Here is a 13,081-nt window from a genome sequence, read left to right as displayed (position 1 = left end):
TTTTTGAATGGAGATTTGACGATGAGATACCTCAAGCAAGGCAAGCAGGCCGAAGCAATCGCCGATGAGGACAACAGGGTCAGGGCAACGGTGGAAAGCGCGCTTGCGGACATCGCCAGCCGCGGCCAGGCAGCCGTGCGAGAGATGTCGGTCAAGTTCGATGGCCTCGATCGCGATGACTACCGGTTGAGCGACAGCGAGATCCAGGAGTGCCTGGGCCAACTTTCGCAGCGCAACATCGATGACATCAAGTTTGCCCAGGAACAGGTGCGCAATTTTGCCGAACATCAGCGTGCCGCCCTTCGCGACATCGAGGTCGAAACCCTCCCCGGTGTTGTGCTCGGCCACAAGAACATTCCGATGAATTCGGTCGGCTGCTACGTACCGGGCGGCAAGTACCCGCTGCTGGCATCCGCCCATATGTCTGTTGTCACGGCCAAGGTCGCCGGCGTACCCCGGATCGTCACCTGCGCACCACCCTTCAACGGCAAGCCTGCACCGGCGATCGTGGCCGCCCAGCACCTTGCCGGAGCCGACGAAATCCATTGCCTCGGTGGCATTCAGGCCGTTGGCGCCATGGCGCTGGGAACCGAACAGGTTGCGCCGGTGGATATGCTGGTCGGCCCTGGCAACGCCTTCGTGGCGGAGGCCAAGCGCCAACTCTACGGACGTGTCGGCATCGATCTCTTTGCAGGACCGACGGAAACTCTGGTGATAGCCGACGAGACGGTGGACGGTGAGATCTGTGCTACCGATCTTCTTGGCCAGGCCGAGCATGGTCCGAACTCGCCGGCAATGCTTCTGACCACTTCGGAAAAGCTGGCCCGGGACACGATGGCGGAAGTCGAACGGCTGCTCGGCATTCTTCCGACGGCGGATATCGCCCGTCGGGCATGGGACGAATACGGCGCCGTCATCGTCTGCGAGGACGATGCGGAAATGGTCAGGATCGCCGACGAGATCGCCTCCGAACATGTCCAGGTGATGACCAGGGATCCGGATTACTTCCTCGACAACATGACCAATTATGGCGCGCTCTTCCTTGGCGCCAGAACCAACGTGGCTTTCGGCGACAAGGTCATCGGCACCAATCACACGCTTCCGACCAAGAAGACGGCGCGCTACACTGGCGGCCTCTGGGTCGGGAAATTCCTCAAGACGGTTACCTATCAGCGCGTTCTGACCGATGAGGCATCGGCGATGATCGGCGAATACTGCTCACGGCTTTGCATGCTCGAAGGGTTTGCCGGCCATGCAGAGCAGGCCAATATCCGCGTCCGCCGCTACGGCGGCAAGAACGTTCCCTATGCAACTGCCGCGGAGTGAACCGTGGATACTCTGGCCGGACTGTTCAGACTTGACGGAAAACGGGCGCTGGTCACAGGGGCCGGACGCGGCATAGGCCTTCTCGCCGCCCGCGCGCTGGCTGCCTATGGTGCGCATGTCACGCTTGTGGCGCGCAGCAGAGGCGAAATCGAGAACGCTGCCCAGACCATCATCGAGGACGGTGGGCAGGCCGAGCCCCTCGTTCTCGACGTCATGGACGTGGAGGCAGTACGGCGGGCAGTCGGTGACGCGCCCGCTTTTGACATTCTCGTCAACAACGCAGGCACCAACAGCCCCGGGCCCTTTGTCGAGGTGGAACCAGAGAGGTTCGACCGCGTCAACGATCTCAACGTCAAGGCCGCGTTTTTCGTCGCACAGGCCGTTGTCCGCCGTCTCATCGCCTTGGAGCGTCGAGGCTCGATCATCAACATCTCTTCCCAGATGGGGCACGTCGGCGCAGCAAACCGGACCATCTACTGCACCACCAAGTTTGCGCTTGAGGGCATGACCAGATCGATGGCCGTTGAGCTGGCTCCACTTGGCATCCGGGTCAACGCAATCGCACCGACCTTCATCGAGACACCAATGACGGCTCCTTTTCTGGAAGACGAGAATTTCAGGTCATCGGTGCTCTCCAAGATCAAGCTCAGGCGGCTGGGGAAGGTCGAAGATCTGGCCGGTGCATTGATCCTGCTTGCAAGCGATGCCTCCGGCCTCATGACCGGCTCTTCCATTCTCGTCGATGGTGGCTGGACCGCCGAATAGGTCAGACTGTGTCGGACGACTAGGCTTTCACCGGATCAGGCTTCGGGCTCAGGACCAGCGACAGCACCAGCAACACCGCCCCCAATGCGCTGACTGCATATTCCAGCGTGTGTCCGCCAAACTCGGCCAGGGGCATGATCACCAGCAGTCCCACCACGGCCCAGAGCAGCCGCACGAGAGGGTTCAGCGGACGCAGCGCATGCCCGACCAGCCCGCCGGTCACCAGCACCAGCGCCATCAGCGAACTGGCGAACACGTAGCTGATATGGAACCAGGACCCGACAAGCAGCAGTCCCGGCTTGTAGATGAACAGGAACGGCAGGAAATAGGCGATCCAGCCAAACCGGAAGGCTTCAAGCTCGGTGGCACTCTTGGTAGCCCCGGACAGGCTTGCTGCAGCAAAACTCGCCAGCGCGATCGGCGGCGTGATCATCGACAAAATGCCGTAGTAAAGCACGAACATGTGCGCGGCGATGGGCTCGATACCGAGTTCCACCAGGGACGGTGCGGCTAGGGAGGCGAGCAAAAGGTAAACCCCGGTGGTGGGTAGCCCCAGCCCGAGAACAATGCTGATCGCGGCGGTCAGCAGCAAGAGCCCAAACATGCTGCGGCCACCGAAATCAAGCAGGTAGAGCGACAGCGCAAAACCGAAGCCCGTGGTCGAAAGCAAGCCGATGATCATCCCGGCAACAGCGGTGATCAGCAGCACATCGCAGGTGTTTCGACCTGTATCGATCACCGCCGTGAGGACCTGGCGTGGCGTCATGCCCTGCGTGCTTCGACGGGTGAGACCGAGAACAAGCCCGCCAGCCACCAGGGCCGCGATCGCCCAGACTGCCGCCACTTCGGCCCGCATGTTCCAGTAGAAGATGCAGCTCAGCAGCACGGTAAAGGCGACGATGGCCAACCAGCCATCCTTGACCACCGTCGCAAAGGTGTTGCGCTGAATATCCTTGAGCGAAGCGATGTTATCCCTGCGCGAGATGAAATCGATCTGACAATACAGCGAGATGTAATAGAGTACTGCCGGCAGCAGGGCGGCCAGCGCAACGGTCTTGTAGGGGACCTGCAGGATTTCGGCCATCAGGAAGGCTGCCGCTCCCATCACCGGCGGCATCAGCTGACCTCCGGTGGACGAAACCGCCTCGATACCGCCTGCCTGGGCGCCACGGAATCCGGCACGCTTCATCAGGGGAATGGTCATGATGCCCGTCGACATGACGTTCGAGACGGCGCTGCCGGAAACCGTGCCGAACAGCGCAGATGCGGTCACCGCCACCTTGGCAGAGTTTCCCGGTCCGTTGCCTGCGACACGCATGGCAAGCTGGGTAAAGAAATCGCCGCCGCCGCTGGCCATCAGGAGACCACCGAACAGAACGAAGATCACCACGACAAAGGCTGCAATCTGCAGAGCCTGCCCCCAGACCGCGGAGGAGTCCGCACCGATGAACCGCAAAACGTCCGCTGCAGCCATCGGCCGCCCCTGCAGTGCGCCCGGCACCCAGTCGCCGAAAACGGCATAGAGGAAAAGGATCGCAAAGATGAAGACGAGCGTCCAGCCGACCACACGACGCAAGGCTTCCAGTGTCAGCAGCGTGACGCCAATACCGATCAGCAGCGTCTCGGTGGGGAAGCGATGGGTAGCCTCAGAAAGCACCGGAAAGCGGATATAGACATAAACGCTCAACATCGCGGCAATGCAGGCAAGCACGGTATTGAGAAGCCGCCAAGCCGCGGAATCCGAAGCGCTCGAGCGGCAAAACACCACGACCAGCGCCGCACCGAGCATCAGCACCACCACTTGCTCGGGATAGATCAACAGGCCAAGCCGCTGTGGCACTGCCATGACCCACAACACGGCCACCACCGGCACGAACAATGAAAAGGCCGCAGAGACAGCCCTCATCGCCTTGGTCTGCACGTCTGCCATTCCAGTCTCCAATTACCCGGCACCCCTTGCGCCTCGCCTCCGTCCTCACTGTCTTTCAGTACAGACGGCAGGCGCGGGCCTCAGCAGCAGCAGCGGGACTGGTGGACACCCCGCTGCTGCATGCCTGGTTCTAGTTGCCGTTCCAGATACCGACGCTCTTGTAGAACTCGATGGCTCCCGGGTGAAACTCGAGCGAGATGTTGTTCGCAAGCCGTGCGGGATCGAATTCGCTCCAGATCGGGCCGGACGCCATGAGACCTTCCTTGCCCTCGTAGAGTGCCTTGGCCACCTTGGCGACGGTCTCGTCGGCCACATCGACATTGGCAAAGAGCGTGTAGTCATAGGACATGATCACGGTATCGTCGGTGATACCCGCAGACTCCGGCAGGTCCGTTCCCTTCTTCAGCGAGACGCCAGGCAGGCTCTTCTCGAGAATCTTCTCATCGCCATCCTTGAAATCGAGAAACCGGGCACCGCCCGTCGAGGCATCGATATCCAGCGCTGACTGCGAACCCGCGGTCGCGATACTGACATCCGTGGTACCGTCCTTGATCCCCTGGAACATGGCCGGGAAATTGGCGATCGGTACGCTGGTGACATCGTCATAAGTCAGCCCGGCTGTTTCCAGTGCGGCCTTCATGATGATATCGCCGAGAGAACCTTCGGGGAATCGTGGAAGCCGCTTGCCCTTCATGTCCGCCATGGTTGCCATTCCGGATTCGTTGGTGACCATCAGCCCTGCATTGAAGGGAATGAGCGTCCCCACCATCCGCAGGTTGGGATGAGGCTGTCCTTCGGACATGCCGGTGCCCGAAATGGCATTGGAGGTCTGGGGAAAGTTGGCAATGCCGAACTCAACACGGCCGGTATCCACCAGAGGCAGGTATTGCGCGGTATTTGCCATGATTTGCGGCCTGACCATGAGATCGGAATTTTCCGAAATGGTTTTTGCCAGAGCATTGGCAATCTGGTTGGTAGCGCCGCCCTTCGTCGTTGCCAGGCCGACCGTCTGCGCAGCGGCCACGCCACAAAGCATCCCGGTCAAAGCGACCGCCATCATCAAACGTTTCAACATTTCAAGTTTCCCTTGTCTGGTCCAGGCAGACTGCCTCTCTTGCTGTCCGCACGAAAGGCCTGCGCACTATAAAAATGCGCAGGCTGATTGATTCACTCACACTTGTCGGCAGGTGCGGAATCGAACTTGGTCCATTCACCGTTCTTGATCTCGATGATGTAGCCCGGAAGCTCCGCGTCGTGGCCGTTGAAACAGATGTCATTGCCAAGGATTCCGGAGAACCGGACGCCTTCCATTCCGGCTACGATCGCTTCACGCTCTTCTTCGAGCTTTGCAGGATCACCTGTCGTGCCAACTTTTTCCATGACCTGCTTGAGCAGGAAGAGCGTATCATAGGCTTGGGCGTCGGAATGGTGTGCGCCTGCCTTCTTGATACCGCGCTTTGCGGTTTCGGCGACGAACTTCTCGTTGAAGGCCTCCGAAGCCGGGCTGAAGCCTCTCCAGAACCCGGCGACAACCATGGTTCCTTCTCCCTCGGGGCCGAACAGTTCGACCACGTTGGGGTCGGCAAAGATCTGCGAACCGATGATGCGGCCCTCATAGCCTTGCCGGCGCAATTCACCGATGACCTTGGAGGCCGATTCCGGCAGAGCGGCAATGGCGACCAGATCCGGATTGGAAGCCAGGATCTGCGCCGCCTGGGCCGACATGTCGAAGCTCTTGTACTGAACCGGGATCGGATCACCGTGCGTGATGCCGTTTTCCTTCAGCAGCGCCGGATACAGCTTGGTTCCGGCAGCGTTGGAAACGACTTCTTCCGAGATGTAGACGATCTCCGCAGTATCCGACTTGATGCCGTTGGCCTTAAGCGATTTGAGAAGTCGTCCGAACTGCTTGAACTCGTCCTCGGTCAGGCGCCAGCCATACTTTCGGCCATCGGTGAGGCCGGGGGCAGACGCGGAGGTCGGCATCATCAGCACTTTCAAGCGCTCGGCGTCATTCAGAGCCACCGCGGATTCGCCTGACGAGAACGGCCCGACGATCGCCAGCACCTCGTCGTCTTGTGCCAGCTTGCGCGCACCGACGGAGGCCTGTTTCGGATCAGAGCCGGTATCGAAACGGATAAGCTCGATCGGCTTGCCATTGATACCGCCGGCAGCATTGATTTCGTCCACGGCGATGTCGACCGCCGTAAGCGTCGGCTCGCCGACGCTCTTGAGAAAGCCGGCCGTGACAACGATGTTGCCGATCTTGATGGTATCGGCCGCCCAGGCAGTGCTCGCGAGAAGCGCCAGCGCCCCCGCTGCCAGGATTGATTTGACGTTCATGAAAAGTCTCCCTTTGTTAAAAGTTCCATTACTGTTTCAGTACCGTCCGGCGTCACGCCTGTGCTCCCGTGGTAGTGAGCGCCGAAGTCTCGTTTCCGCCGCCGAGATAGGCCTCGGTGAGAGCGGTGTTGGTCGACAGCGCCGCAGCACTGTCCTCGATGACCACCCTGCCCAGTTCGAGGACATACCCCCGGGTGGCAACGTCGAGTGCCATCGTCGTGTTCTGCTCGACCAGCAGAATGCTGATACCGCTCTTGTTGAGCTCGACGATCAGGTCGAACAGTCGTGACACGAACAGCGGCGACAACCCGAGCGATGGTTCATCGAGCATGATCAGGCGTGGCCTGCCGACCAGCGCCCGACCGATGGCAAGCATCTGCTGCTCACCGCCCGACAACACGCTGGCTTTCATGTCCCTGCGTTCCGCGAGATTGGGAAACCGGTCGTAGACAGCCTCGAGATCGCGGGCGACGTCTCCGTCCGAGCGCAGATAGACGCCCATCTGCAGGTTTTCGTGCACGGTCATGGAGACGAAGATCTGGCGGCCTTCGGGCACCAGCATCATGCCCGAAGCGACCCGCGCGGCTGGACTGGCGGCCGACAGCTCCTTTCCATCAAGACTGATGGTACCGGATGCCGGACGAACAGCGCCCTGCAATGCCCGCAACAGTGAAGTCTTGCCGGCGCCATTGGCGCCCAGAACGGTGACGATTTCGCCCTCGGCAACATTCAGATCGACACCCTTGACCGCATGTGTACGGCCGTAGCGGACATCCAGTCCCTTCACGTCAAGCAACATCGGTCGTCTCCTTGCCTGCGTGCCGGGTCCCGAGATAGGCTTCAAGCACATCCGGATCCTTCTGAACCTCGGCAGTGGGGCCGTCGTAGATCTTCTCTCCGAAATTGAGCACCACCGCATGGTCGCAGAGACTGCGGACAAGGCTCATGTCATGCTCGACAACAAGCAGCGTGACCCCGGTTGCCGCAATCTGCATGAGGAAATCCTTGAGATTGGCGGTCTCGGTGTTGTTCAGCCCGGCCGCCGGCTCATCGAGCATGAGAAGCTTCGGCTTGGCCACGAGGGCGCGCACCACCTCGATCTTCTTGCGGATGCCGTAGGGCAAAGTCGCCACCACTTCGCCGGGATAGGTGTCGAGCCCCATCTGTTCGAGCAGCTCCTCGGCTTCCCGGCGCCATCTTGATCGTCTCAGGGGCGACAGCATGTTGCCGAGGTTACCGGCGCGCGCCTGCTGGCCGAGCATCACATTTTCGAGGACCGACAGGTGCGGCATCAGCCGGATGTTCTGAAACGAGCGAGCGATCCCCAATCCGATACGCTCGCGCGAGGGTATGGCCGAGATCTCCTGGCCCTCCAGCCGTATTTCACCGGCCGATGGCTGGTAAACGCCGGATATCAGATTGAAGATTGTCGTTTTCCCGGCCCCGTTCGGACCGATCAGCGCCATCCTTGCTCCCGCCGGCACATCGAAGCTGACATCGGTGATAACAGCCAATCCACCGAAATTTTTCGACACATTGGTGAGTGACATCAAGGCGGTCATGCCGGCGCCCCCTTGCCTGCCCTGGACCGGTGGAAACCGAAACGTTCGATCATGGTGCGGGTAATCAGCCCTTCCGGACGGAAAACCATCATGGCAATCGTCAACGCTCCGAGAATGACAAACCGCCAGGAATCGTCCGGCGCCGGTACCGCGCCCTCAACCCCGGCCAGCGAATAGATCCCACTTTTAAGCGCCGGCAGGACCGTCCGGAGCGCTTCGGGCAGCATGGTGAAGAACGTGGCGCCCGCCAACGGGCCCCATGCGGTCTGGGTCCCGCCAAGCAGCACGTAAAGCAGCACATAAATCGAGACCAGCGCGTTGAAGCTCTGGATCTCGACGAAATTGAACGAATGCGCGTACAGCCCACCGGCAAGTCCGGCCAATGCGCCGCCGATGGCAAAGGCGGCAACCTGAATACTGCGGACATTCACGCCCATCAGGTCGGTGACAACCTCGTCATCATGCGCCGCGCGCATGGTCAGGCCAAAACGGGTCGACATCAGGTAGAAGACGAACAGCGTGACCACGACAGCCGCGGTCACCGGGACATGCCAGTCAATGAATGCCGGAACCGACAGTCCCATTGCCCCGCCGAATGTATCGGAATTGAGAATGAGCCCGCCGACGACCTCTGCAAAGGCAAATGTTGCCAGAACCAGGTAGACCCCGCGGGTTCTCAACAGCGGAAATGCGATCACGAAGCCTGTTATTCCGGCAATCGCCATTCCGACGCCGATTGTCACCGGCACCGGCAGCCCGAAGGAGGCCGACAGAAAGGCCGCACCATAGGCGCCGATTGCTTGAAAGCCCGCACCGCCCAGGTTGAGTTGGCCTGTCGCGACCGGAAGAAAGATGCCGTAGGCGAAGATGATGTTGATCGCCAGGATCGTAAGTATGCCTGCCCAGTAACCGCTCATCTTCAGAGCTTCCCCTTTCCGATGGAATTATGGCCAAACAGGCCTTGCGGGCGCACGAACAGCGTCAGCAGCAGCAGCCCCCAGACAGCAACCTGAACCGTGTCGGCGCCAAAGAAGTGAATTGTCAGCATCTCGATCAATCCGACGATGAGACCGCCGAGAACCGCGCCCCAGATCGAGCCGAGGCCGCCGACAACCATGCCGGCAATGGCCTTGGTGCCGATATCTTCGCCCATCTGCGGTGAAACCTCGCCGTAATTAACCGCAAAAAGCGCACCGGCGAGCCCGCACAGCAGCCCGGTGAGCATGAAGACGATGGGGACCACACGCTTGGTATCGACTCCGAGAATATTGGCCGCATCCGGGTTTTCCGCGATGGCGCGCAAGCCACGCCCGATCCGGCTGTGCTTGAGAAGCCAAGTCAACCCGATCACGATCAGGATCACGAGAAACAGGCTGACCACTTGCGGGATCCGAACGAAAATGCCGCCTATGTTCATGGTCAAGTCAGCGCCGGGCCCGGGGAAGCGTTGCGCGTCGGTGCCGTAGCCGATCCGGACGAGGTTCTCGAGCACCAGCAGGAAGCCCAGTGACGAAACCAGCGGAATGGCATGCTCGGTTGAATCACCATACCGGGTCTTCAGGTACCGGAAGGTAAACCGCTCGACGATCAGCGACGCCACGATTGACACCACGATCCCGACAGCCAGCGCCATAGGCCAGGGCAACGGACCCGACATTTCGAAGGGAAGACCCCAATAGGCAAGCGCCCATCCGATCATTCCAGCCAACATGAACAGGGTGGGGATGGTGAAATTCAGAAAATTCAGCACGCCGATGGTCAACGTGAAGGCCACGGCCACCGTGACATAGACGCTTCCGAGCATGACCCCGTTCAGCAATTGCTGCAATAACAACATGAGCTTTTCTCTCGTTTTTGTATACAAACGGGATCAAGGCACTCGGTCTCCCGAACCAAACCAACAGCCCATCGAATGACGGCCTGTCGCCTTGAGCCCACCGGATTCAGATGATGAGAAAAGCGGGATCACACCCCAATTCAAAAAGCTTAAACACGCCAGTTCCCTCTTTTTTTGCGCCTTTGGCGCTTGCTTATTATCGATTTTGCGCAATCCCTGCGCATCCGCTCGCAATCATCGAATCCCGCACTGCACCATGCGGAACAGAAATACCTCGCGGCGGATAATCATGGCATTTCGCTTTTTCTGCTTTAAATGTCGTGACATGTTGTACACAATGATTTAGCACTTGAGCCTTGTCAAGCGGAACATTGACGGAGAAAAACTGACAATGAAGGCGGAAAAAGACCGTGTATTGATCGTTGGAGCGGGCCCGGTGGGCCTTGTCTCGGCATGTTGTCTGTCTCAAGCCGGAATTCCGGTTACAGTTGTAGAGACAAGTCGGGAGCTGCCTCGCGATCTTCGCGCCTCCACCTTCCATCCGCCCACGCTCGACATGCTCGACCGCTTCGACGTCAGCCGCAAACTGGTCGAGAGGGGTCTGGTCTGCCCGACATGGCAGTTTCGGGACCGGGCTGAAGGGGTGATCGCCACATTCGACCTTGGGCTGCTCGCAGGAGAGACCAATCACCCCTATCGCCTGCAATGCGAACAGTGGAAGCTGTCAGAGGAACTGCGTGACCTGATCGAGGCTGACAGCCAGATAGAGCTGATCTACGGCGCGAGCGCGAAAGGTGTTCGGCAGGATGACGACAGTGTCACGCTGACCGTCGAGCATGCCGATGCAAGCCGGCAGGATTTGTCAGGCTCCTTTCTGATTGCCTGCGATGGGGCCCACAGCGCCATCCGCAAGACGCTGGGGATCTCCTTTGACGGTCTGACCATCCCGGAAATTTTCCTGTCAATGTCGACCACGTTCGACTTTGTTGAAGCCATCCCGGATCTGGCGCCCATCGCCTATCTGACAGACCCCAGCGAATGGGCCGTGCTGCTGCGCACGCCTTCGCTCTGGCGCGTCTTGCTGCCGACCGATCCGAACCAGACCGAAGAGCAGATCAAGGCGCCCGAAGCCATGGAACGCCGGCTGCAGGCGCTTTGCCCCAAATCCGGACCTTACGACCTCGTCCACTCCACCGCCTACCGCGTGCACCAGCGCGTTGCCTCCGACTATGTTGCAGGACGAGTCTTCCTGGCGGGTGATTCCGCACATCTGAACAACCCGCTCGGCGGCATGGGCATGAATGGCGGCATTCATGATGCCGTCAATCTCTGTGACAAGCTTGTAGATGTCTGGAATGGAAGAGAGCCGATCGAGATTACCGCCCGTTACAACCGCCAACGCCGCAAGGTGGCGATCGAGACAGTGCAGGAACAGTCGCTGCGCAACCGCAAGATGATGGCGGAAAACGATCCGGCCGCAAGGGCTGCCTACCACGACGAACTGCGCCGCATCGTCGATGACCCCGTCGCCCACAAGGATTACCTGATGCGCTCCTCGATGATCCAGTCGCTCCGCGATCTGGAGGAGGTCGCCTGAGGCGCGCCGCAAACACTCTCTTGTTTTGGAAAGGACATTCAAGAATGGTCGACAGTCTCGGTTACCGGCGCAAATTTGGCGTCATCGCACCGTCCACAAACACCTCCGTGCAGCCGGAATTCGACTCCATGCGACCGGTCGGCGTGACCAATCATTTTTCGCGCATCACCATTCCGGATGATCCGGTCAAGAGTGACGACGATTTCCTGGCGCTCATCGACAACATTCGGGCCGCGATCATGGACTCCATCGATTCGGTGATGACCTGCAGTCCCGAACATCTGGTCATGGGCATGTCGGCCGAGACCTTCTGGGACGGGCTTGACGGCTCCGCCCAGTTGCAGAAACGTGTCGAGGACCGCGCCGGCGTCAAGGTGACCATGGGTTCCGACGCCTGCCAGGCGGCGCTGGCGAAGTACGGCGACATCAAGCGCATCGGCGTGGTCACGCCCTATATGCCGGTGGGCGACAAGCAGGTGATCAAGTTCTTCACTGACTGCGGCTACGAGGTGGTGCATCTCAAGGGGCTCAAATGCCCGAGCCCGATGCAGATCGCACATGTCAGCGAGAAGGAACTGCGCGACAGCATCAACGAGGTCAACGACGACAGCGTCGAGGCAATCGTCCAGGTCGGAACCAATCTGGCCATGGCTCGGGTAGCCGGGATTGCCGAGTTTTGGCTCGACAAGCCGGTCATTGCCATCAACACAGCGACCTACTGGTACGCACTGCGCCAGAACGGCATTGACGACAAGGTCCATGGCTGGGGCTCGCTCCTGTCGCATCACTGAAACCTGCAGGGGGGATTTCATGCACTACGATTTTGTGCCGATCAGCGAACGCAAGCCTCTGAAGTGGCCGAACGGCAAACGGCTGGCCATCATTCTGACCACCAATTTCGAGTACTGGGATCCGGTGCGTGACACGCCGAAGCCCTATTACCCGGGTGGACCCAGCATCGTCGGTGGCGACCTGCCGGGCAATGTCTACGACAATGCCAACTACACCTGGCGCGAATACGGGCAGCGCGTCGGCGTCTGGCGCATGTTCGACATCTTCGACGCCGAGGGCGTGCCTTCGAGTTGCACCATCAATGCCAAGATGGCGCTCGAGCGGCCGCAGGTTGTGCAGGCGGCTCTGGACCGGAACTGGGAAATCGTCGCGCACAACTACGTCCAGAGCGAACTCCTCACCGACAACATGTTCGACGAAGACGCCGAGCGTGAAGTCATACGCGCCACGCTGAAGGTCTATGAGGAGTTCTGCGGCTACAAGGCCAAGGGATGGCTGTCCAGCTCGCTGCGCTCCACCCTCAACACCATCGACATCCTGGCGGAAGAAGGCCTTTTCTTCATCTGCGACCTGCTCAACGATGACCAGCCCTACATGGTCAAGACGCGCAGCGGCAAGCCCATGGTCTCGGTCTCCTACACCTCGGAGGTCAACGACTTCAGCTTCCTCAGGCAGGGTCTCGGGGCCGAAGGCGGGCTGCAGATGTTCAAGGAGCAGTTCGACTGGCTCTATGCGGAAAGCGAAACCACCGGCAAGTTCATGAATGTCGGCCTGCACCCCCACGTTATCGGCCAGCCTTACCGGATTCGCGCATTGCGCGATTTTATCCGCTACGCCAAGCAATTTGACGATGTATGGTTTGCCACGCGTGAGGAAATTGCCGCCTGGTACATGCAGAACCATGCGAGCCATATCGAGGTTGACTGACG

The 13,081-nt window shown here is 59.8% G+C and carries 12 protein-coding genes; 5 read left to right on the top strand and 7 right to left on the bottom strand.

The window, feature by feature from the left end; all coding sequences use genetic code 11:
* The first annotated feature begins 21 nt into the window (after positions 1-21).
* Together hisD and GTW23_RS22860 are read left to right on the top strand one after the other, a co-directional pair.
* On the top strand, positions 22-1,326 hold the full coding sequence (gene hisD, locus GTW23_RS22865) for a histidinol dehydrogenase (RefSeq protein WP_252917654.1): 1,305 nt from the start codon (positions 22-24) through the stop codon (positions 1,324-1,326).
* Positions 1,327-1,329: 3 nt separating this feature from the next.
* A complete protein-coding gene (locus GTW23_RS22860) occupies positions 1,330-2,091 on the top strand; it encodes an SDR family NAD(P)-dependent oxidoreductase (protein ID WP_252917653.1) in 762 nt (253 codons plus the stop codon).
* A 19-nt stretch (positions 2,092-2,110) separates the two neighbouring features.
* Here the strand turns inward: GTW23_RS22860 and GTW23_RS22855 are convergent, their stop codons facing one another.
* From GTW23_RS22855 to GTW23_RS22825, 7 genes are all read right to left on the bottom strand, one after another.
* Positions 2,111-4,021 carry a TRAP transporter permease gene (locus GTW23_RS22855; protein WP_252917652.1) on the bottom strand — a complete coding sequence of 637 codons (1,911 nt, stop codon included), beginning with the start codon at positions 4,019-4,021 and terminating at the stop codon, positions 2,111-2,113.
* A gap of 130 nt (positions 4,022-4,151) precedes the next feature.
* The gene (locus GTW23_RS22850) at positions 4,152-5,096 is read right to left on the bottom strand and encodes a TAXI family TRAP transporter solute-binding subunit (RefSeq protein WP_252917651.1); all 945 of its coding nucleotides are present in this window, start codon (positions 5,094-5,096) and stop codon (positions 4,152-4,154) included.
* Between the two features lie 92 nt (positions 5,097-5,188).
* On the bottom strand, positions 5,189-6,364 hold the full coding sequence (locus GTW23_RS22845) for an ABC transporter substrate-binding protein (protein WP_252917650.1): 1,176 nt from the start codon (positions 6,362-6,364) through the stop codon (positions 5,189-5,191).
* 52 nt (positions 6,365-6,416) lie between these two features.
* The gene (locus GTW23_RS22840; RefSeq protein WP_324288338.1) at positions 6,417-7,163 is read right to left on the bottom strand and encodes an ABC transporter ATP-binding protein; all 747 of its coding nucleotides are present in this window, start codon (positions 7,161-7,163) and stop codon (positions 6,417-6,419) included.
* Positions 7,153-7,926, bottom strand: coding sequence for an ABC transporter ATP-binding protein (locus GTW23_RS22835; RefSeq protein WP_252917649.1), 774 nt, complete (start codon positions 7,924-7,926; stop codon positions 7,153-7,155). Before GTW23_RS22835 ends, GTW23_RS22840 begins: the two co-directional genes overlap by 11 nt.
* Entirely contained in the window at positions 7,923-8,843 is a 921-nt protein-coding gene (locus tag GTW23_RS22830) for a branched-chain amino acid ABC transporter permease (protein ID WP_252917648.1), read from the bottom strand. The genes GTW23_RS22835 and GTW23_RS22830 overlap by 4 nt, the downstream gene beginning before the upstream one ends.
* A 2-nt stretch (positions 8,844-8,845) precedes the next feature.
* Positions 8,846-9,763 carry a branched-chain amino acid ABC transporter permease gene (locus GTW23_RS22825; protein WP_252917647.1) on the bottom strand — a complete coding sequence of 306 codons (918 nt, stop codon included), beginning with the start codon at positions 9,761-9,763 and terminating at the stop codon, positions 8,846-8,848.
* 391 nt (positions 9,764-10,154) lie between these two features.
* On the opposite strand from GTW23_RS22825, the gene GTW23_RS22820 reads away from it, so the two are divergent.
* From GTW23_RS22820 to GTW23_RS22810, 3 genes are read left to right on the top strand one after another with little or no spacing between them, the layout of a single operon-like run.
* The gene (locus tag GTW23_RS22820) at positions 10,155-11,360 is read left to right on the top strand and encodes an FAD-dependent oxidoreductase (protein ID WP_252917646.1); all 1,206 of its coding nucleotides are present in this window, start codon (positions 10,155-10,157) and stop codon (positions 11,358-11,360) included.
* 44 nt (positions 11,361-11,404) lie between these two features.
* The gene (locus GTW23_RS22815; protein ID WP_252917645.1) at positions 11,405-12,151 is read left to right on the top strand and encodes a maleate cis-trans isomerase family protein; all 747 of its coding nucleotides are present in this window, start codon (positions 11,405-11,407) and stop codon (positions 12,149-12,151) included.
* A gap of 19 nt (positions 12,152-12,170) precedes the next feature.
* Entirely contained in the window at positions 12,171-13,079 is a 909-nt protein-coding gene (locus GTW23_RS22810; RefSeq protein ID WP_252917644.1) for a polysaccharide deacetylase family protein, read from the top strand.
* The last annotated feature ends 2 nt before the right edge of the window (positions 13,080-13,081 follow it).

It is taken from the genome of Parahoeflea alexandrii (assembly GCF_024105735.1).
Classification (GTDB): Bacteria; Pseudomonadota; Alphaproteobacteria; order Rhizobiales; family Rhizobiaceae; genus Hoeflea; species Hoeflea alexandrii.
This window is presented reverse-complemented; position numbering and strand designations above follow the sequence as displayed.

Coding starts and splice junctions, on each gene's coding strand:
- hisD (WP_252917654.1), top strand. CDS start 22: ATGAGATACCTCAAGCAAGGCAAGCAGGCCGAAGCAATCGCCGATGAG.
- GTW23_RS22855 (WP_252917652.1), bottom strand. CDS start 4,021: ATGGCAGACGTGCAGACCAAGGCGATGAGGGCTGTCTCTGCGGCCTTT.
- GTW23_RS22850 (WP_252917651.1), bottom strand. CDS start 5,096: ATGTTGAAACGTTTGATGATGGCGGTCGCTTTGACCGGGATGCTTTGT.
- GTW23_RS22845 (WP_252917650.1), bottom strand. CDS start 6,364: ATGAACGTCAAATCAATCCTGGCAGCGGGGGCGCTGGCGCTTCTCGCG.
- GTW23_RS22840 (WP_324288338.1), bottom strand. CDS start 7,163: ATGTTGCTTGACGTGAAGGGACTGGATGTCCGCTACGGCCGTACACAT.
- GTW23_RS22835 (WP_252917649.1), bottom strand. CDS start 7,926: ATGACCGCCTTGATGTCACTCACCAATGTGTCGAAAAATTTCGGTGGA.
- GTW23_RS22830 (WP_252917648.1), bottom strand. CDS start 8,843: ATGAGCGGTTACTGGGCAGGCATACTTACGATCCTGGCGATCAACATC.
- GTW23_RS22825 (WP_252917647.1), bottom strand. CDS start 9,763: ATGTTGTTATTGCAGCAATTGCTGAACGGGGTCATGCTCGGAAGCGTC.
- GTW23_RS22820 (WP_252917646.1), top strand. CDS start 10,155: ATGAAGGCGGAAAAAGACCGTGTATTGATCGTTGGAGCGGGCCCGGTG.
- GTW23_RS22815 (WP_252917645.1), top strand. CDS start 11,405: ATGGTCGACAGTCTCGGTTACCGGCGCAAATTTGGCGTCATCGCACCG.
- GTW23_RS22810 (WP_252917644.1), top strand. CDS start 12,171: ATGCACTACGATTTTGTGCCGATCAGCGAACGCAAGCCTCTGAAGTGG.